This is a genomic window from Bradyrhizobium sp. UNPF46, assembly GCF_006658625.1.
Taxonomy (GTDB): Bacteria; Pseudomonadota; Alphaproteobacteria; order Rhizobiales; family Xanthobacteraceae; genus Bradyrhizobium; species Bradyrhizobium nitroreducens.
This window is the reverse complement of record NZ_LFJB01000078.1, coordinates 25,495-43,902: the sequence shown is the minus strand read 5'-3', so window position 1 is coordinate 43,902 and position 18,408 is coordinate 25,495. Positions and strand designations below refer to the sequence as shown.

The following is an 18,408-nucleotide window of genomic DNA, read 5'->3' as shown; positions in this document are numbered from 1 at the left end:
CGGAAATCACCCGTTTGAACGACGCGCCGATCTCGAACTACCCATAGAAGAAGGCATTACCACAACGTGCGGATTGCCATGACCGTCTTCCAGCTGAAACAATTTGCATCGAATTCCGTCCATGCCGCCGCCGACGCGATCGGCTGGGATTACGACCGTGCCGAGCTCATTGCCGACGGCATCGTCCACGCGATCGGCGTGTTGTCCGGCATCGTCGCCGCGACCGTGCTGGTGGTGCTGACGGCGATCTATGCCGACGCCACCAACATCGTCGGCGTCTCGATCTACGTCGCCGGGCTGCTCTCGATGCTGGTGCTGTCGGCGACCTATAATCTCTGGCCGGTGTCGCCGGCCAAATGGCTGCTGCGGCGGTTCGACCATTCCGCGATCTATCTGCTGATTGCCGCGACCTACACCCCGTTCATCCTGGAGGTGAAGGACAGCGTGTTCGCGCTGGTGTTGCTCGCTGGCGTCTGGTGCGTCGCCGTCCTCGGCATCGTGCTGAAGCTGTTCTACCCCGGCCGGTTCGACCGCGTCTCGGTCGGCATTTATCTTGCGATGGGCTGGAGCGGCGTGATGCTCTACGACGCCGTGGTCAAGGCACTGCCGGCACTGGTGCTGGGCCTCATCCTAGCCGGCGGCCTGCTCTACAGCTTCGGCGTGATTTTTCACGCTTGGCGGCGGCTGCGCTTCCAGAATGCGATCTGGCACGGCTTTGTCTTGGCCGGCGCGGCGTGCCATTATACCGCGGTGCTCGACCTCGTGTTGAGCTGAGCAGGAACCGCGACGCCGGGACAGGCGAAGCGGCCGACAAGCGGTAAAAGACAAGAGGAGACGTCGCATGCAGGTGACCGGCAAGGTCGTGGTCGTCACGGGCGGCGCAAACGGCATCGGCAGGGCGCTGTGCGAAGCCTTTCACGCGGCGGGGGCGGCCAAGGTCGTGGTCGCGGACATGGACGCCGCCAATGCGCGGGCGGTGGCCGCCATGGTGGACGGCGCGGCGTTCAAATGCGACGTCGCGCAGGAAAAGGACATTTCGCATGTCATCGAGGAGACCGAGCGGCAGTTCGGACCCATTGATCTCTTTTGCTCAAACGCCGGCATCGGCGGCGGCTTCGATCCGATGTCGGAGAACGCCGGCGGCGCCTCCGACGAGCCATGGCAGCGCAGCTGGGCGATCCACGTCATGGCCCATGTCTATGCGGCGCGGCATCTCATCCCCCGCATGAAGGCGCGCGGCGGCGGCTATTTCCTCAACACCATCTCCGCCGCGGGCCTGTTGTCGCAAGTCGGCAGTCCGGCCTATTCGACGACCAAGCATGCTGCAGTCGGCTTTGCCGAGAATCTCGCGATCTCGCACAAGGCCCATAACATCAAGGTCTCGATCCTCTGCCCGCAGGGCGTCGACACCAACATGCTGCGCTCGATCCCCAAGGGCCCGCAATCCGGCGACGGCGATCTCACGCCGGAGCAGGTGGCGAAAGACGTGCTCGCCGGCCTCGCGCAGGAGACGTTCCTGATCCTGCCGCACCCCCAGGTGCTCGGCTACATGCGCAAGAAGACCGAGAATTACGACCGTTGGATCGGCGGCATGGCCAAGATTCAGGCGAAGATGCGGGAAGATTTCGGGAAGTAGGGAAGGCTGGTGCCGCCCACGCTGTTGTCATTCCCCGCGAAGGCGGGGAATCCAGTACGCCGCGGCCCGTCGGTTCTACCACAACCGTCTCGGACTACTGGATCGCCTGGTCAAGCCGGGCGATGACACCGAGAGTGTGGCTACGCCACCGACTCCACCTCTTCCTCCACCCGGCTCTGCCTGAGCGCCCTTGCATAAAGCATCATGCCCTCGCGTACCTTGCGTTGCTCGGCTTCCGTCAATGCCGCCAGCGCGCCGCGCACCTGCTGACGGCCGAACGCATGCAGCGCCTCCAGCGTGCGCCGGCCCTTCGCCGTCAGCGACAGCCTTTTGCTGCGCGCATCCGTCTCATCCGGCGTCTCCCTGAGCTCGCCGCAATCGATCAGCTTGCGCACCAGACGGCTGACGCTGGACTTTTCCAGACGCAGGAAATCGCCGAGTTCGCCCGAATTCATGGGACCGCGGATGCCGATCTCCAGGATCGTGTGCACGGCCGAGGGCGGATAGTCCGAGGCCGCCACCGTCGCATCCATGAAGCCGAGCTCGCGCACCATCAGGCGCGAGGCGGCGCGGATGTCGTCGATCAATGCAAGCTCGGCCATCTTGACTCCCGGCATATAGTTGTATCATACAACTATATGCGCAGAGCGGCGCGCGCAAGCGTTTTGGAGCGGACGATGAGCGAAGCTTTGCCTGCGGCGATGCGGATGACGGGCAAGGTGTGCCTCGTCACGGGCGGCGGCAGTGGCATCGGCCGTGCCACCGCGCTGCGGATGGCGACCGAAGGCGCCGAGGCGATCATCGTGGCGGGACGGCGCGAGGCCGAGATCGAGGCGGCCGCCGCTTCATGCCGTGAGCTTGGCGCGGAAGCGATCGCGCTTCGGACCGACATCACGCGCGAGGACGAGGTCGCGCGGATGGTTCGCACGGCGATCGAACGCTGCGGCCGGCTCGACGTCGCTTTCAACAATGCCGGCTTCCAGGAGCGCCGCGCGCCGCTGGAAGAGCAGGGCACCGACGTCTACGACACCGTGTTCGACACCAATGTCCGCGCGCTGTTCCTGTGCCTGCGCCATCAATTGCCGGCCATGCTGGCGCAAGGCAGCGGCAGCATCGTCGTCAACGCCTCCGTCAGTGGCATGCGCAATCCCAATCCCGGCTTCTCGCTCTATTCGGCCTCGAAAGCCGCGGCGATCTCGTTGACGCGCTCGGCGGCGATGGAGAATGCCCCGCGCGGCATCCGCATCAACGCGATCGCGCCGGGCCGCGTCGTCACCGACATGATGCTGCGCGCCGGCGTCGGCGATATCGCAACGGTAAGCGCCGGTCTGCCGCTGCGGCGGATGGGCAGCCCGGAGGAGGTGGCGGAAGCCGTGGTGTGGCTGTCGTCGGATGCGTCGTCCTATGTGGTCGGACACGTGCTGGCGGCGGACGGGGGATTTCTCGCTTCGTAGCCCGGATGGAGCGAAGCGCAATCCGGGACCGCTTTGCTCGTTGCACGATTCCCGGATTTCGCTTTCGCTTCATCCGGGCTACGGCCCTTCAGTGCTTCTGCCCGTACAGCACCGGCACCGCCGAATCCACGACGACTTCCACCAGGCTCGTCCCCTCGAACGCCATGCCGCGCTTCAGCGCCTCGCCGAGCTCCGCGGCCTTCGTCACCCGGACAGCGTGGCAGCCCATGCCTTCGGCGAGCCGGACGAAATCGATCCCGGGCAGCTCCAGCCCGGGCACGTTGCGCACCTGCATCACCTGGCTGAACGAGCGCATCGCGCCGTAGCCGGAATTGTTGATGACGACGACAGTCAACGGCAGCTTGCGCTGCGCGGCGGTCCACAGCGCTTGGATCGAATACATCGCCGAGCCGTCGCCGATCAGGCACACGGTGCGTTGCTTCGGCTTGCCGAGCGCCATGCCGACGGCGGCCGGCAGGGAGTAGCCGAGGCCGCCGCTCGCCATGGTGTAGAACGAATCCTGGCCGCGCATCGGCATGAACTTCTGCATCGCCGGGCGGTGCGAGGGCACTTCCTCGACCAGCGAGGCGCCTTCAGGCATCGCCTGTGACAGCGAATGCAGCAGGAATTCGACCGGCAGCGGGTCGGCGGTCTGCGGCGCCGGTGGTAGCGTGCGGCCTTTCGGCGTGGCGCGCTTGCTCTCCGGCAATAAGTCGAGCAGCAGGCTCAGCGCCGGCTTCATGGTGGCGATGATGCTGGTGCCGACCGGCGTCACTGCGGCGGCATCCGCATCATCCGTGATCTGGAAGATGGTCGCGCCGCCGTCGAAGATCGCGGCATGGCCCTCGACATGGAAGGTGAACACGGGCGCGCCGATGACGACGACGAAATCGTGCTCGCGCAACGCATCGGAGAGCTGGGCCGGTGAGGCATGCAGGAAGCCCGCAAATTGCGGATGACGCTCGGGGAAGGAGCAGCGCGCCGAGAACGGGCTGACCCAGACACAGGCCTTGGCCTTCTCGGCGACCCGCACCATCAGATCGACCGCGCCGGCGCGGTCGACGCCGGGGCCGACCACGAGCGCCGGGTGTTTTGCCGAACCGAGCGCTGTGACCAGCGCCTTCATCGGATCAAGCTCGGGCCCGATCTCGCGGCTGACTTTCCGCGCCTCGACCGGCGCACAGGCGTGGGCCCAGTCGTCGATCGGGATCGACACGAAGGTCGGCCCGCACGGCGGCTGCATTGCGGTGTAATAGGCGCGCGCGATCGCGGCCGGCACGTCCTCGGGCCGCGCCGGCTCGACGCTGTATTTCACGTAAGGCCGGGGAAATTCCGAGGCGCGCTCGGCATAGAGGAAGGCCTGCAGCGGCAGGATCGAGCGCGCCTGCTGGCCGGCGGTGATCACGAGCGGCGTCTGGTTGCGATGCGCGGTGTAGATATTGCCGAGCGCGTTGCCGACGCCTGCCGCCGAATGCAGGTTGACGAAGCCGGCATTGCGCGTCGCCTGCGCATAGCCATCGGCCATGCCGACTGCAGAGGCCTCCTGCAGCGCCAGCACGTAGTCGATGTCGTCGGGCCAGTCAGAGAGGAACGGCAGCTCGGTCGAGCCGGGATTGCCAAAGACTTTTGTGATGCCGAACGAGCGCAAGAGGTCGAGCGTCGCCTGCTTGACGGTGACGGATTTGCCGCCGCTCTTGCCGTTCTTGGCCATGGTTTCCGTCCCCTTCTAGTTCCTCATCCTGAGGAGCGCGTCTTCGCGCGTCTCGAAGGATGAAGGCCCGGCTGGTGGCCTCGCCCTTCGAGACGCCGCTGCGCGGCTCCTCAGGGTGAGGGTCTACGTTCTTACATCGCCGCTACGCTCGCAATGACGGGGAGAGCGCGGTGGCTCACCACACCGCCGTGCCCTTCATCGTCGGCTGCCCTTCCGCATTCGCGGTCCACAGCTCCATGCCCGCCTCAGTCTCGTTGGCGTTCACCGAGAACTCCGTGCCCTCGAACAGTGGCTGCAGCCCGCGATAGGTGAACTTCTTCGGCGCCTTGCCGCCGTGCAGCTTGGCCGCCAGCTCGATGATCAGCGCCGCCTGCAAGGGGCCGTGGAAGATCAGGCCGGGATAGCCCTCGACCTTGGTGACGTAGTCGCGGTCGTAATGAATGCGGTGGCCGTTGAAGGTCAGCGCGGAGTAGCGAAACAGCAGCACGGGATCGGACACGTGCGTCTCGCGGTGCTGCGCTGTCGGTGGCGGGGCTTTCGCGCTCGCAGGCGCGCTGCTCGTCATCTCGCGATAGACGATGTCCTGCCGCTCGCGGATGGCGGTGCCGCGGGGCGAGGAGATGCTGTGCTCGACCGAAACGAAGCACAGCGTGCCGGTCGAGCCGGTCTTGACCTGCACATCGGCGATGCGCGAGGTCCGCGTCGATTCATCGCCGACCTGCAATGGCTGCAGGAATTCGATCTCGCCGCCGGCCCACATCCGGCGCGGCAGTGGCACCGGCGGCAGGAAGCCGCCGCGGGTGGGGTGGCCGTCGGGGCCGAGCATCGACATCGGAAACACCGGCTGCGCCAGGCACCAATGCACCGTGAACGGCGCGGCGTCGCCCTTCTTGGGCTCGCCGACCTCCTGGAACAGCGTCGCGCGCAGGCCCATGACGAGCTGCGCGGTGACGATGTCGGTGGCTTCCGTGCTGCGGCCGATCCATTGCCGCAAGTGGTCGATGTCGAGCTTCTCGGTCATGATACCTCGCTCTTGTTACTTTCTTGATTTTGGCTTTTCGCCGATCGCAGGCACGGCGCCATAGCTGCGTGTTTCGCCGACGATGATCGGCGCCGGCGCGGGATAGCTGACGCGGCCGTTCGGCGTGTCGACCTCGATACGCCTGAGATGCGGATGCTTGGTGAGGTCGGCCATGGTGTTGACCTCGGCAAAGGCGATGTCGGCGTCCGACAGCCGCTTCAACAGCTCGTCGCGCGTCATCTTGCCGAAGGCATCCGCCACCGTCGTGTCGGTGAAGTCGCGGTTGCGCACGCGCTCGACCATGTTGGCGACGCGGGGGTCGGCCGGCAGGTCGGGCTGATCAAGCACCTTCGCGCACAGCGTCTTCCATTCGCGCTCGCTCTGGATCGAGATCAGGATGTCCTTGCCGTCCTTCGAGGTGAAGACGCCATAGGGCGCGATCGAGGGATGGCGCAGGCCCATGCGCTTGGGTGGATTTCCGGCTTCGGAATTGAGCAGCGGCACGGTGCACCAGTCCGCCATCACGTCGAACATGGAGATGCGGATGTCACAGCCCTTGCCGGTGCGCCCGCGCGCGATCAGCGCCTCCAGGATCGCCGCATGGGCGGTGGCGCCGGTCGCGACGTCGACGATCGACATGCCGACGCGCGAGGCGCCGTCGGGGTTGCCGGTGATCGAGGCAAGGCCGCTCTCGGCCTGGATCAGGAGGTCATAGGCCTTGCGGTGGGCGTAGGGGCCCTCGTCGCCATAGCCTGTGATCGTACACGAGATCAGCTTCGGATAGTCCTTCAGGAGCCGCTCGCGCGAAAAGCCGAGCTTGTCCATCGAGCCCGGCTTCAGGTTCTGGATCAGCACATCGGCGCTGGCGATCAGCTTCTCCAGCTCGGCGCAACCTTCCTTGGTGGCGAGATCCACCACCGCCGATTGCTTGCCGCGGTTGAGCCAGACGAAATAGCTGCTCTGGCCCTTGGCCGCCGCGTCATAGCCGCGGGCGAAATCGCCCTCGGGCCGCTCGATCTTGATCACCTCCGCGCCGGCATCCGCCAGGCGCGAGGAGCAGAACGGCGCCGCCACCGCCTGCTCCACCGCAATCACCCTGATCCCGTCCAATGCTCCCATGGCGCGACCTCAGTACGAGCGCGGCATGCCGAGCACGTGCTCGGCGACGAAGGACAGCACGAGGTTGGTCGAGATCGGCGCCACCTGATAGAGCCGCGTCTCGCGGAATTTGCGCTCGACGTCGTATTCCTCGGCAAAGCCGAAGCCGCCATGGGTCTGGATGCAGGCATTCGCCGCTTCCCAGGACGCGTCGGCCGCCAGCATCTTGGCCATGTTGGCCTCCGCGCCGCAGTCGAGCCCGGCCTCGTATTTGCGCGTGGCTTCCTTCACCATCAGCTCGGCCGCGCGCATGGAGGCATAGGCCTTGGCAATCGGGAACTGAATGCCTTGGTTCTGGCCGATCGGCCGGCCGAACACGCTGCGCTCCTTCGCGTAGTTGGTGGCCTTGGCGATGAACCATTTGGCGTCGCCGACGCATTCGGCGGCGATCAAAATGCGCTCGGCATTCATGCCGGAGAGGATGTAGCGAAAGCCCTTGCCCTCCTCGCCGATCAGGTTCTCCGCCGGCACCTTCATGTCGGTGAAGAAAACTTCGGTGGTGGCGTGGTTCATCATGGTGCGGATCGGGCGGATCTCGAGGCCGTTGTTCTTGGCCTCGCGCATGTCGACGATGAAGACCGACAGACCATCCGTGCGCTTCTTGGCCTGCTCCTTCGGCGTGGTGCGCGCCAGCAGCACCATCAGGTCGGAATGCTCGGCGCGGCTGGTCCAGATCTTCTGGCCGTTGACGATGTAGCTGTCGTTGCCTTCCTTGCGCGCGAAGGTCTTCAGCGAGGAGGTGTCGGTGCCGCTGGTCGGCTCGGTGACGCCGAAGGCCTGCAGGCGCAATTCGCCGCTGGCGATCTTCGGCAGGTACTTTGCCTTCTGCTCGGCATTGCCGTGCCGCAGCACGGTGCCCATCGTGTACATCTGGGCATGGCAGCCGCCGCCGTTGCACCCCGCACGCTGGATCTCTTCCAGGATCGCAGCCGCCGCCGAGAGCTTCAGGCCCGCGCCGCCATACTCTTCCGGGATCAGCACCGAGAGATAGCCGGCTTCGGTCAGCGCATCGACGAAGGCCTTGGGGTAGGCCATCTCGCGATCGAGCTTGCGCCAATATTCGCCGGGAAACTGCGCGCACAATTTTGCGACGGCGTCGCGAATGTCGGCGTAATCTTCAGTGTGGTGTTCTTCACTCATGGCGTTTCCAGTTCTTAGCGGCAGTTAAGATAACGCCGGCCGACCCTCAGGCGTTGTGAAAACAATGCCCGCCCCCTATGCTCATTTGTTATAGCGTATGGAGTAGCCTTCCAGGATTGGCAAGCATGGATTTCCGGCAGCTCAGGACCTTCAGTTGCGTGGCGGAGCTCGGCAGCCTGAGCAAGGCGTCCGACACGCTGCGCGTGGCGCAGCCGGCGCTCTCGAGGCAAATCAAGCTGCTGGAACACGAGCTGCGCACCGAGCTGTTCACCCGCAACGGCCGCGGCATGGTGCTGACCGAGGCCGGGCGGCTGCTGCTGGCGCGCACCTCCGGCATCGTGCGGCAGATCGACCAGATCCGCGACGACATCCAGTCGTCCCAGGGACCGCCCTCCGGGCAGGTCGTGCTCGGCCTGGTCCCGACCGTGAGCTGCGTGCTGTCGGCACGGTTTGCGCGGCGCTGCGTCGAAAAGTTTCCCGGCATCTCGCTGCGCATCGTCGAGAGCTATAGCGGCCATCTGGTCGAGTGGCTGCATCGCGGCGAGATGGACCTCGCCATTCTCTACGGCCGTTCGGCCGACCTGCATCTCAACGTGCAGAGCCTCGGCCGCGACAACATCGTCGCGGTCGGCCCGCGCGGCTGCGGCCTTGCGCGCAAGAAGAGCGTCGATATCGGCTGGCTGTTGCGGCAACGGCTGGTGCTGCCCTCTCACTCGCATGGCCTCCGCGCGCTGATCGAGCACGCGGCCGCCCAGCGCAAGATCAAGCTCGACGTCCAGCTCGAGGCGGATTCGTTCCGCGTGCTGACCAGCCTGGTCGAGGAGGGCCTCGGCTTCGCGCTGCTGCCGCCATCGTCGGTCCACGGCGAGGTCGCGGACGGACGGCTGGAGACGACGGCGGTCTCGAAGCCGATGACGCGCGAGCTCATTTTCGCTTCTCCGATCGACCGCCCGGTCTCGACGGCCTCGCTCGCCGTCACGGCGCTGCTGCGCGAGGAAGTCGCCGCCTGCCGCAAGGATGGCGTGTGGGACATCAAATTGAGTTGAATGCTTTCAAGGCGGTTTAGGCCAGAAGAGCGCGTGCGGCCCATCGCATGTTGTGCGAGCTGTCATGCCGGAATTTTATAGCTGGGCCGCCCCATCTTCCGCTGTCTTCGCCCGCGAAGGCGGGCGATCCAGCATTCCAGAGGCGGTGCGGCTGGAGCCGATACGCCGCGGCGTACTGGATGCCACGCCGTCGCGGGCGATGACAGCGGAGTATGGAGAGGCGCCCTGCCTCAGCACGCCGCAGAGCAGAGCAGAGCAGAGCCTACCTAGCCCGGAATCCTCACCGGCAGCGTCTCATATCCCTTGATGAAGCTCGAATAGATCCGCTTGGGCTCGCCGACCACCTCGATGCGGTCGAAGCGCTTCAGCATCTCCTCCCAGACGATCTTGAGCTGCAGCTCGGCGAGGCGCATGCCGACGCAGCGGTGGATGCCGAAGCCGAAGGAGAGGTGGGTGCGCGGGCGCGGGCGGTCGATGATGAACTCGTTGGGCCTGTCGAACATCTCGTCGTCGCGGTTGCCGGAGACGTACCACATCACGACGCGATCGCCCTTCCTGATCTGCTTGCCGCCGATCTCGGTGTCCTGCAAGGCCGTGCGCCGCATATGCGCCAGCGGCGTCTGCCAGCGGATCACCTCAGGCACCATGGAATCGATCAGCTCCGGATTGGCGCGCAGCTTGTCGTATTGCTCGGGGTTCTCGTTCAGCGCCAGCACCGAGCCGGTCATGGTGTTGCGCGTGGTGTCGTTGCCGCCGACGATGAGCAGGATGATGTTGCCCATGAGGTTGTCGGGGTCCATGTGGCGCGTGGCGTCGTTATGGGCCATCAGCGACAAGAGGTCGTTGCGCGGCGCGGAGTTGACGCGCTCGTTCCAGAGCTTGGACATATAGGCGTAGCACTCGTCCATCTCGCGGCGGCGCTCCTCGGCGGAGGCGACGATGCCGCTCTTGGGCAGCGCGGTCGACACGTCCGACCAGCGCGTCAGCTTGCGCCGCTCCTCCCAGGGGAAGTCGAACAAGGTGGCGAGCATCTGCGTCGTCAGCTCGATCGAGACGCGCTCGACGAAATTGAAGGTCTCGTTGCGCGGCAGATTGTCGAGCACGGTCTGCGAGCGCTGCCGGATCAGCTTTGCCAGCTCGTCCAGATGTGTCGGCGTGAACATCGGCGACACCGTCTTGCGCTGCGACGAATGCCGGGGCTGATCCATCGCGATGAAGCTCGGATAGTCGTAGCCGGGCGGCACGTCGCGGATCGAGATGCCGCCGAGCGTGGAGTCCGAGGAGAAGGTGCCGTGATTGGTGTCGACATGCATGATGTCGTTGTATTTCACCACCGACCAGTACGGCTCGATCGGCGCGTTGGTGCAATAGTGCACCGGCTCTTCGTTGCGCAGCCGCTCGAACCACGGCCACAGCGTGTCGTCCTGGAACAGCCTGGGCGCGCCGGGGTGGAATTGCGACAGCGGCGTCGCATAGGCCTCCTCACGGGCCCTGCGCATGCGTTCGGCCTTGTCCACTTTAACCGGCGCTTGGATGTTCATCGTGGTGGCTCCAGTTGGTTCTCTTTCTTCGCCTCTCCCCGCCTGCGGGGAGAGGCCGGAATTCGAGCGAAGCTCAAATTCCGGGTGAGGGGGACTCTCCGCGAATCCGTCTCTCAGCGTGTTTGCGGAGAGAGCCCCTCACCCCGACCCTCTCCCCGTAAGAACGGGGAGAGGGAGAATTCCTACGCCGCAATCTTCACCGGCAGCTCTTCCAGTCCCTTGACGAAGCTCGAATAGACCCGTTTCGGCTTGCCGACCACCTCGATATGGTCGAAACGCCTCAGGATCTCTTCCCAGATAATCTTGAGCTGCAGCTCGGCAAGCCGCAGGCCGACGCAACGGTGGATGCCGAAGCCGAACGACAGATGCGTGCGCGGGCGGGCGCGGTCAATGATGAATTCGTAGGGCTTCTCGATCGCCTCCTCGTCGCGGTTGCCCGAGACGTACCACATCACGACCTTGTCACCTTTCTTGATCTGCTTGCCGCGGAATTCGAAGTCGGAGAGCGCGGTGCGGCGCATATGCGCCAGCGGCGTCTGCCAGCGGATCACTTCGGGGACGAAACTGTCGAGCAAGGCCGGGTTCTCGCGCAGCTTGCGATATTGCTCCGGATGCTGGCTCAGCGCGAGCAGCGAGCCCGACATGGTGTTGCGCGTGGTGTCGTTGCCGCCGACGATCAACAGAATGAGATTGCCGAGGAAGTTCTTGGCGTCCATGTCGCGCGTGGCGGCGCCATGCGCCATCATCGAGAGCAGGTCGCTCTTCGGCGGCTGCGCGATGCGCTCCTTCCAGAGGCGGGCGAAGTAGCCGGCGCATTCCGTCAGCTCGGCCTGGCGCTCGTCCTCGGTGGCGACGAGGCCGTCGGGTCCGGGAATGGTGGTGGCGATGTCCGACCAGCGCGTCAGCTTGCGGCGGTCTTCCCAGGGAAAGTCGAACAGCACCGCCAGCATCTGGGTGGTGAGCTCGATCGAGACGCGGTCGACCCAGTCGAACACCTCGCCGCGCGGCAGATTGTCCAGGCATTCGGCCGAGCGCTTGCGGATGTTGAGGGCGAGATTGTCCAGATGCGTCGGCGTGAACATCGGCGCCACGGTCTTGCGCTGGGCGGCGTGGCGCGGCGGGTCCATCGAAATGAAGCTCTCGCGGCGCAGGTCCGGATCGATGTCGCGGATGGTGATGCCGCCGAGCGAGGAGGCCGAGGAGAACACCGCGTGGTTGGTCTCGATCTCCATGATGTCGTTGTAGCGCGTCACCGACCAGTAAGGGCCGAACATCGAGTCCTTGCAATAGTGTACGGGGTCTTCGCGGCGGAGCCGATCGAAATAGGGCCAGAACGTATCGGTCCTGAACAATTCGGGATCGCCCGGGTCGAACTGCTCCAGCGGCAGTGAATTGGCGCGTGCGCGTAGCGCGTCGAGCTTGGCCGCGTTCTCGATGGTCCCATGCATGACCGTTCTCCCTGGCATCAACCGCGCGTTCTCGTTGAATTCTGCGCTGCGGTATTTGATTTGCAATTACAGCCGGTTGTCTGCGCCGGAGCAAGGGAGAGTTTTGCCACATCCAACCGTTGCGAGAGATCTTGGGGCGCCTCCATCAGCGTGATCCCCCGCACACCGTTTGTCGTGAAATCGTGCCAGAAACCGACTGGAATCGAGGGAAATCGAACCCCGCCATCTTGGGTACCGACTAACCTCTGATCTATAGTTTGACCGGATCAAGACCGCATCCCGAGGTTGCCGCCGTGAACGACATGCAATGGACCCCCATCGGCTCCGAGCCCATCCCGCCGCCGCTGCCGCCCACGCGGGTCGACTTTTCCGGCAATCGCTCCGAATTCCGGAAAATGGTCACCAAGGGTGCCATGCTGGAGCTCGTCACCTTCGGCTTCTACCGGTTCTGGCTCGTCACCGACATCCGCCGGCATCTGTGGGCGAACACCGCGATCGACGGCGATGCCGCCGAATATACCGGCCGGGCCAAGGAGCTCCTGGTCGGCTTCCTGTTCGCGCTCGCGATCCTGGTGCCGATCTACCTCGCCTACTTCCTGATCGGCATCGAGTTCGAGCGCTGGCAGGGCTTTGCCTCGACGCCGCTGTTTCTCGGCTTCTATGCCTTCGGCCAGTTCGCGATCTTTCGCGCGCGACGTTACCGGTTGACGCGCACGGTCTGGCGCGGGGTCCGCTTCTGGATGGACGGCTCCGGCTGGGCCTATTCGTTCCGCGCCATGGCGTGGGGCCTGCTCGTGCTGCTGACGCTCGGCCTGGCGCTGCCGTGGCGCGAGGCCGCGCTGGAGCGCTACAAGATGCAGCACAGCCATTACGGCGATCTCTCAGGCGATTTCGAAGGCGACGGCTGGACCTTCTTCAAGCGCGCCTGGTGGCTGTGGCTGCTCAGCCCGATCGCGCTCTTCATCTTCCCGCTGGCGCCGTTCTTCTATGCCGAGTTCAAGGCGCGCGAGTGGCGCTGGTGGCTCGACGGCATCCGCATCGGCGGCGTCAGCCTGTCCTCCAATCTGCCTCATGACGCCTTCTACGGTTTGTACTGGAAGGTGATCGGCTGGTGGATGCTGCTCACGATGGCCTTCTCGGCCTATATGGGCGGCGGCGCCTTGCTGCTCGTGCAGCTGAGCGGCGTTCCGGCCGATCAAATGTTCGGCTCCGACAATGCCGCCAAGAGCATCCCCATGGTGGTGATGATGGTGATCGGCTATTTCGCGCTGGCGCTTGCGGTCAACATCGTGATGCGCGTCTATCTCCAGCGTGATCTCTGGGCCAAGGTGCTGGAAACCGTCGAGGTGCACAACATCGCGGCCGCGGCGGATGTGCGCGGCAGCGGCCAGCTTGCCAGCGCGCTCGGCGAAGGTTTTGCCGATGGGCTCGATGTTGCGGGATTCTGAGCTGTGAGTGACGTATTTGCCGAGGCGCCGGCGCAATCGACCAAGCCGACCATCTTCTTCGACGGCACGTCGAGCCGCCGGCGGCAGGTGACGCTGACGTTCGCTGATGCGCTCGAGATCACCGAGGAGGGTGAGGCGCCGGTTCGCTGGGCCTATGCCGACATCCGCCGCGCCGACAGTCCGCCCGGGATCCTGCGTCTGGCCTGCACCACCGCGCCGCCATTGGCGCGGCTCGAGATTCGCGACGCGGTGCTGGCGGCCGACGTGACCGCCCGTTGCATGCGGCTCGACGAGCACCGGACCTCGCGCCGCGGCGTCGCCAAGATCGTCGGCTGGTCGGTCGCGGCCACCGCCTCAATCGTCTGCGTCGTGCTGTTCGGCGTGCCGCTCGCGGCCGACCGTCTCGCGCCGCTGGTGCCGAAGCCGATCGAGCGGCGCATTGGGGATGCCTCCGAAGTCCAGGTCAAAGCCATTTTCGGCGGCAAGGCTTGCGCAGACCCCGCCGGCAAGGCCGCGTTCACGAAGCTCGTCAACCGCCTGCGCGATGCCGCCGGCCTCGACGACGATTCCATGACGGCCGGCGTGCTGCCGACCGCGGTGCCGAATGCGTTCGCGCTGCCCGGCGGCAAGGTCTATGTGCTGAGGGGCCTGCTCGACAAGGCGCAAACCCCCGACGAACTCGCCGGCATCCTCGCCCACGAGCTCGGCCATCTCAAGCATTACGACAACATGCGCGGCCTGATCTACAACGGCGGCACGTCGTTCCTGATCGGCCTGTTGTTCGGCGACGTCACCGGCTCGTCCGCCGTGATCTTCGCCTCGCGCAGCGTGGTCGAGGCCTCCTATTCGCGCGAAGCCGAGACCGCGGCCGACACCTTCGCGATCGAGATCATGCACAAGCTCGGCCGCTCGCCAAAACCTGCTTTTGAGCTGATGTACCGCATCACCGGCAAGGAAGGCGGCTCGACGCTCACGACGATCCTCGCCAGCCACCCGCTGACCGAGGACCGTCTCGCCCGCATGACCAGGGAAGACCGCCCGGCCTCCGGCCCGCCGCTGCTGACGGACAAGGAGTGGCAGTCGCTGAAGCTGATCTGCGGCAGCGGGAAGGTGTGAGGCGGAGTTTCAACCTTCCCCGCGGCCATCCTTCGAGACGCCCGCCTTTGGCGGGCCCTCAGGATGAGGGTGGAGTACGCTGCGGCAGTTTCCACCAACACCAATGTCACTCAGCCTCATCCTGAGGAGACCGCGAAGCGGTCGTCTCGAAGGACGAGGCGCTTGCTCCGGCCTTGCCGAGCAGTCAAGCGATCACCGCGTCCCGTAGGCGCGGTCGCCGGCATCGCCGAGGCCGGGCAGGATGTAGCCGTTCTCGTCGAGACCTTCGTCCACTGCGGCAGTCCAGACCGGCACGTCCGGATGGAATCCGCGCAGCCGTTCGAGTCCTTCCGGCGCCGCGATCAGACAGGCGAGACGGATGTCCTTGGCGCCGCGCTCCTTCAGCCGGTCGATGGCGGCCACCGCCGTGTTGGCGGTGGCGACCACCGACGTCACCACGATGGCGAGGCGCTCGCTGAGGTCGGAGGGCGATTTGAAGAAATATTCGACCGCGGCAAAGCTGTGTGGCTCGCGGTAGAGCCCGATATGGGCGACGCGCGCGGTCGGCACCAGATCCATCATGCCGTCGACGAAAGTGGTGCCGGCGCGCAGCATCGGCACGAACACCAGCTTCTTGCCGGCGATCTTGGCCGAGTGCATCGTCGCCAGCGGCGTCTCGATCACGGTGTCGGCGAGCGGCAGATCGCGTGTGACCTCGTAGCAGAGCAGCATGCCGATCTCCTTGATCAGCTCCCTGAACGACTTTGTCGAGATGGACTTGTCCCGCACCAGCGTCAGCTTGTGCTGCACCAGCGGATGATCGACGATCGTGACGCCTTCCATGGGATGCCTTTCTTCCTTCTCCCCTTGTGGGAGAAGGTGGCGCGAAGCGCCGGATGAGGGGTTCTCTCCGCGAACTTCACTGAGAGATATGCCCGCGGAGACAGACCCCTCACCCGCCTCGCTTTCGCGAGGCACCCTCTCCCACAAGGGGAGAGGGTTAGAAAACCGTGCCGTCGCTGATCACCTTGAGCGGCGGCGAGCCGTCGGGACGGCGCGAAAAGGCGATGGCGCGGCCGGCGGCCCAGCTACCGCCTTCCAGAATGCTGGCGAGCGGCAAGGTCTCGGGCGTGCGGCCGAGTTTTACGCGAACCAGCTCCGCTAGCCGATCAAGTAGCGCCACAGTCAGCGCGCGCCACTCCACGACGAGCAAGGAATCCACCGCATGCGCGCGCGCGGCGTCGGCGGCATCGCGCAGGCGCAGCACGTCGTGATCGACGAACAGGCCGCCATTGCGGTATTCGGCGAGGCCGGTCAGCCCGTCGATGTCGGTGACGGCCAATCCCGCGCGCTGCAGCGGCTCGATGAGCGAATAGCTCAGCCATTGCGACAGCTTGTGCAGCGGCACGAGGCCAGCCGTTGCGTCGTCTGCCTTGATCGCCGGATGCCGCCAGCAATCGCCGAGCGGGACGCCGGCGAGCTCGAGCCGTGACGGCCAGATCGGCCCGAGCTGGTTCAGCACCGCCGACAGGATCGCGGGCGCGGCAATGGCACCGCCATTCGCTCGCGCCGCGATGTGATCGAACAGGCCGCCCGGCCGCGGCGTATCGTGCAGGCCGAACACGTCGGGGCGCTCCGCGACGTGCCGGCCCAGACGCCGCAACAGATCGGTGCGCCCGTCGAGCCCGACCAGAGGATTGGCATCGTTGACCTGAAAGGCGGATGTGAGGGAGGCGAGGGGCAGCCTTGCCAGCACGTCCGCATTGGCCCTGAATGGCGAGCGGGCATCGTGCGAGAAGAGACCGCTCGCAAACATGTCGAGGCTCGCGATGGCAAGCCCCTCGGACCGGCCGATGCTCTCGCCCGTCGCGGCGTCGCGATATCGCCAGGCGGCGCCGGCGCCGGCATCGAGCAGCACGCTGACGATGGCGAGGTCGAACTCCGCGCGCGCCCGCGCGGCGCGATCCGGCCACGCGGCCGCATTTGCAAGGCTTGCCCAGCGGTCGACGCCGCCGATGACAAAATGCCGCCACCGCGCGTGGAAGGGCACGTCCAGCGTGGGATAGGCTTTTCGCGTCACCGCGAGCACGGCATCGGCCACGCCATCGATACGGTCGAGATCGACGGTGAAGTGATTGAGCCCGCCGGCAAGGCCGATCCCGAGCATCTCGCCCGCACGCGCGCGAACCGCTCCTGCGCTGAGCAGGGAGCGGGCCTGTTGTTCCAAAGCATCCGCCATCGCGCGATCAGTATTTTTCCAGCGAACGTCCGACCACGCCGTTCACGTCCTTCTCCGGCGCGATGTCGGTCGTGTAATAGCCCGCGGCCTTCTTGGCTGCGATCTCGACATGGGCGTCGGCCGGGATCAGCTCGAGCGGGATCGGCACGCGCTCGACGATGTCGATGCCTTGCGAGGTCAGCGCGTCGTATTTCATGTCGCTCATCGACAGGAAGCGGTCGATGCGCTTGAGGCCGAGCCAGTGGATGGTATCCGGCATCAGCTGCTGGAAACGCGCGTCCTGCACGCCGGCGACGCATTCGGTGCGCTCGAAATAGGCGGCGGCCGCGTCGCCGTCCTCCTGGCGCTTGCGCGCATTGTAGACCAGGAACTTTGTCACTTCGCCGAGCGCGCGGCCTTCCTTGCGGTTATAGACCACGAGCCCGAGCCCGCCCTCCTGCGCGCCGCGCGCGGATTCCTCGATGCCGTGGATCAGATAGGGCCGGCAGGTGCAGATGTCGGAGCCGAACACGTCGGAGCCGTTGCACTCGTCATGCACGCGGCAGGTGATCTTGGTGCGATGATCGGGCAGTTTCGTCACATCGCCGAACATGTAGACGGTGGTGCCGCCGATCGGCGGCAGGAACACCTTCATGTCCGGCCGGGTGACGAGCTCGGGGAACATGCCGGCGGTCTGCTCGAACAGCGTGCGCCGCAGCTCGGTCTCGCTGGTGCCGAAGCGTGCCGCAAGGCCGGGCAGGTACCAGACCGGATCGATCGCGATCTTCACCACGGAGACGCTGCCATTGGCATGCACGACCTCGCCGTCGGCGCGCAGCCGTTTTGCCGCGAGCGCTTCGCGGATCTCCGGCAGGTCGAGCCGCGCCCGCGTCACCGCGATGCTCGGGCGGATGTCGGCGCCCTCGGCGATCTCCTGGCGGAAGTTTTCCGCGACCAGATGCCCCCAGGGATCGAGCGCGACGATCTTGGCGGGATCGCGCCACTGATCGAACGGGCCGATGGTGGCGGCCGGAAACGTGTTGGTGAGATCGGGCCTGCGAATCGGATCGAGCGCGCCGGCGGACACCGCGAGCGCGCGGTACATCGCGTAGGAGCCGCCATGGCTGCCGATCACGTTGCGATCGCCTGCGCGTGACACCGTGCCGATGATCGGTCCGCGGGCACGTGCGTCGGCCGCGCCCCAATGGATCGGGAAGGCGGACTTGCGGCCCGGCTCCGGATGCGAGGTGAGGCGGATGTGGTCGGTACGGTTCGCGCGGCTCATGACCAAACTCCCAAAAAACCAACGGCCCGCCGCTCGGACGGGCCTGGCTCGGTCGCGCCGCCAATTGCCGGCGGTGCAATCCAACATATTGTAGCGGCCAGTCGCGACAGACAAGTTAATCGTGCGGGCGAGGCCGCGCGTTGGGCCTTCACGGCCGCGCGAAAGACGGCGGACTGCCCGTCCTTCCCTCTATATCTATGAAATGAT

16 protein-coding genes are annotated in these 18,408 nt (G+C 65.7%); 6 read left to right on the top strand and 10 right to left on the bottom strand.

The window, feature by feature from the left end; all coding sequences use genetic code 11:
• Window positions 1–78 precede the first annotated feature (78 nt).
• Window positions 79–774, top strand: a complete 696-nt coding sequence (trhA, locus tag UNPF46_RS28185) for a PAQR family membrane homeostasis protein TrhA (RefSeq protein ID WP_142252171.1) — start codon at window positions 79–81, stop codon at window positions 772–774.
• A gap of 67 nt (window positions 775–841) precedes the next feature.
• Complete coding sequence (locus tag UNPF46_RS28180) at window positions 842–1,636, top strand: SDR family oxidoreductase (protein ID WP_142252170.1); 795 nt, start codon at window positions 842–844, stop codon at window positions 1,634–1,636.
• Window positions 1,637–1,776: 140 nt separating this feature from the next.
• Here the strand turns inward: UNPF46_RS28180 and UNPF46_RS28170 are convergent, their stop codons facing one another.
• Window positions 1,777–2,238 (bottom strand): MarR family winged helix-turn-helix transcriptional regulator, encoded by a 462-nt coding sequence (locus UNPF46_RS28170; RefSeq protein ID WP_181770150.1) that lies wholly within the window; start codon window positions 2,236–2,238, stop codon window positions 1,777–1,779.
• Window positions 2,239–2,313: 75 nt separating this feature from the next.
• On the opposite strand from UNPF46_RS28170, the gene UNPF46_RS28165 reads away from it, so the two are divergent.
• On the top strand, window positions 2,314–3,090 hold the full coding sequence (locus tag UNPF46_RS28165) for an SDR family NAD(P)-dependent oxidoreductase (protein ID WP_100178085.1): 777 nt from the start codon (window positions 2,314–2,316) through the stop codon (window positions 3,088–3,090).
• Window positions 3,091–3,178: 88 nt separating this feature from the next.
• On the opposite strand, the gene mdlC is transcribed toward UNPF46_RS28165, so the two are convergent.
• From mdlC to UNPF46_RS28145, 4 genes are all read right to left on the bottom strand, one after another.
• The gene (mdlC, locus tag UNPF46_RS28160; protein ID WP_142252168.1) at window positions 3,179–4,801 is read right to left on the bottom strand and encodes a benzoylformate decarboxylase; all 1,623 of its coding nucleotides are present in this window, start codon (window positions 4,799–4,801) and stop codon (window positions 3,179–3,181) included.
• A 175-nt stretch (window positions 4,802–4,976) separates the two neighbouring features.
• The gene (locus tag UNPF46_RS28155) at window positions 4,977–5,822 is read right to left on the bottom strand and encodes an HTD2 family dehydratase (protein WP_142252167.1); all 846 of its coding nucleotides are present in this window, start codon (window positions 5,820–5,822) and stop codon (window positions 4,977–4,979) included.
• A gap of 15 nt (window positions 5,823–5,837) precedes the next feature.
• The gene (locus tag UNPF46_RS28150; RefSeq protein ID WP_100178088.1) at window positions 5,838–6,941 is read right to left on the bottom strand and encodes a CaiB/BaiF CoA transferase family protein; all 1,104 of its coding nucleotides are present in this window, start codon (window positions 6,939–6,941) and stop codon (window positions 5,838–5,840) included.
• Between the two features lie 9 nt (window positions 6,942–6,950).
• On the bottom strand, window positions 6,951–8,120 hold the full coding sequence (locus UNPF46_RS28145) for an acyl-CoA dehydrogenase family protein (protein ID WP_142252166.1): 1,170 nt from the start codon (window positions 8,118–8,120) through the stop codon (window positions 6,951–6,953).
• Window positions 8,121–8,245: 125 nt separating this feature from the next.
• Here UNPF46_RS28145 and UNPF46_RS28140 point away from each other — a divergent pair, with 125 nt between their 5' ends.
• The gene (locus UNPF46_RS28140; protein ID WP_142252165.1) at window positions 8,246–9,166 is read left to right on the top strand and encodes a LysR substrate-binding domain-containing protein; all 921 of its coding nucleotides are present in this window, start codon (window positions 8,246–8,248) and stop codon (window positions 9,164–9,166) included.
• Between the two features lie 266 nt (window positions 9,167–9,432).
• Here the strand turns inward: UNPF46_RS28140 and UNPF46_RS28135 are convergent, their stop codons facing one another.
• On the bottom strand, window positions 9,433–10,707 hold the full coding sequence (locus UNPF46_RS28135) for a cytochrome P450 (RefSeq protein WP_100178091.1): 1,275 nt from the start codon (window positions 10,705–10,707) through the stop codon (window positions 9,433–9,435).
• Window positions 10,708–10,889: 182 nt separating this feature from the next.
• Complete coding sequence (locus UNPF46_RS28130; protein ID WP_100178092.1) at window positions 10,890–12,155, bottom strand: cytochrome P450; 1,266 nt, start codon at window positions 12,153–12,155, stop codon at window positions 10,890–10,892.
• A 302-nt stretch (window positions 12,156–12,457) separates the two neighbouring features.
• Between UNPF46_RS28130 and UNPF46_RS28125 the strand changes: the two genes are divergently transcribed.
• The gene (locus UNPF46_RS28125) at window positions 12,458–13,603 is read left to right on the top strand and encodes a DUF898 family protein (RefSeq protein ID WP_181770156.1); all 1,146 of its coding nucleotides are present in this window, start codon (window positions 12,458–12,460) and stop codon (window positions 13,601–13,603) included.
• 3 nt (window positions 13,604–13,606) lie between these two features.
• Entirely contained in the window at window positions 13,607–14,719 is a 1,113-nt protein-coding gene (locus UNPF46_RS28120; RefSeq protein WP_142252163.1) for a M48 family metallopeptidase, read from the top strand.
• 192 nt (window positions 14,720–14,911) lie between these two features.
• Here the strand turns inward: UNPF46_RS28120 and upp are convergent, their stop codons facing one another.
• The 3 genes from upp to UNPF46_RS28105 all read right to left on the bottom strand — a co-directional run bounded on the left by upp (window position 14,912) and on the right by UNPF46_RS28105 (window position 18,201).
• A complete protein-coding gene (gene upp / locus UNPF46_RS28115; RefSeq protein WP_100178095.1) occupies window positions 14,912–15,541 on the bottom strand; it encodes a uracil phosphoribosyltransferase in 630 nt (209 codons plus the stop codon).
• Between the two features lie 157 nt (window positions 15,542–15,698).
• A complete protein-coding gene (locus UNPF46_RS28110; RefSeq protein WP_142252162.1) occupies window positions 15,699–16,937 on the bottom strand; it encodes a URC4/urg3 family protein in 1,239 nt (412 codons plus the stop codon).
• 7 nt (window positions 16,938–16,944) lie between these two features.
• A complete protein-coding gene (locus tag UNPF46_RS28105; RefSeq protein WP_100178097.1) occupies window positions 16,945–18,201 on the bottom strand; it encodes a GTP cyclohydrolase II in 1,257 nt (418 codons plus the stop codon).
• Window positions 18,202–18,408: the final 207 nt, after the last annotated feature.

Coding starts and splice junctions, on each gene's coding strand:
- trhA (WP_142252171.1), top strand. CDS start 79: ATGACCGTCTTCCAGCTGAAACAATTTGCATCGAATTCCGTCCATGCC.
- UNPF46_RS28180 (WP_142252170.1), top strand. CDS start 842: ATGCAGGTGACCGGCAAGGTCGTGGTCGTCACGGGCGGCGCAAACGGC.
- UNPF46_RS28170 (WP_181770150.1), bottom strand. CDS start 2,238: ATGGCCGAGCTTGCATTGATCGACGACATCCGCGCCGCCTCGCGCCTG.
- UNPF46_RS28165 (WP_100178085.1), top strand. CDS start 2,314: ATGAGCGAAGCTTTGCCTGCGGCGATGCGGATGACGGGCAAGGTGTGC.
- mdlC (WP_142252168.1), bottom strand. CDS start 4,801: ATGGCCAAGAACGGCAAGAGCGGCGGCAAATCCGTCACCGTCAAGCAG.
- UNPF46_RS28155 (WP_142252167.1), bottom strand. CDS start 5,822: ATGACCGAGAAGCTCGACATCGACCACTTGCGGCAATGGATCGGCCGC.
- UNPF46_RS28150 (WP_100178088.1), bottom strand. CDS start 6,941: ATGGGAGCATTGGACGGGATCAGGGTGATTGCGGTGGAGCAGGCGGTG.
- UNPF46_RS28145 (WP_142252166.1), bottom strand. CDS start 8,120: ATGAGTGAAGAACACCACACTGAAGATTACGCCGACATTCGCGACGCC.
- UNPF46_RS28140 (WP_142252165.1), top strand. CDS start 8,246: ATGGATTTCCGGCAGCTCAGGACCTTCAGTTGCGTGGCGGAGCTCGGC.
- UNPF46_RS28135 (WP_100178091.1), bottom strand. CDS start 10,707: ATGAACATCCAAGCGCCGGTTAAAGTGGACAAGGCCGAACGCATGCGC.
- UNPF46_RS28130 (WP_100178092.1), bottom strand. CDS start 12,155: ATGCATGGGACCATCGAGAACGCGGCCAAGCTCGACGCGCTACGCGCA.
- UNPF46_RS28125 (WP_181770156.1), top strand. CDS start 12,458: ATGCAATGGACCCCCATCGGCTCCGAGCCCATCCCGCCGCCGCTGCCG.
- upp (WP_100178095.1), bottom strand. CDS start 15,541: ATGGAAGGCGTCACGATCGTCGATCATCCGCTGGTGCAGCACAAGCTG.
- UNPF46_RS28110 (WP_142252162.1), bottom strand. CDS start 16,937: ATGGCGGATGCTTTGGAACAACAGGCCCGCTCCCTGCTCAGCGCAGGA.
- UNPF46_RS28105 (WP_100178097.1), bottom strand. CDS start 18,201: ATGAGCCGCGCGAACCGTACCGACCACATCCGCCTCACCTCGCATCCG.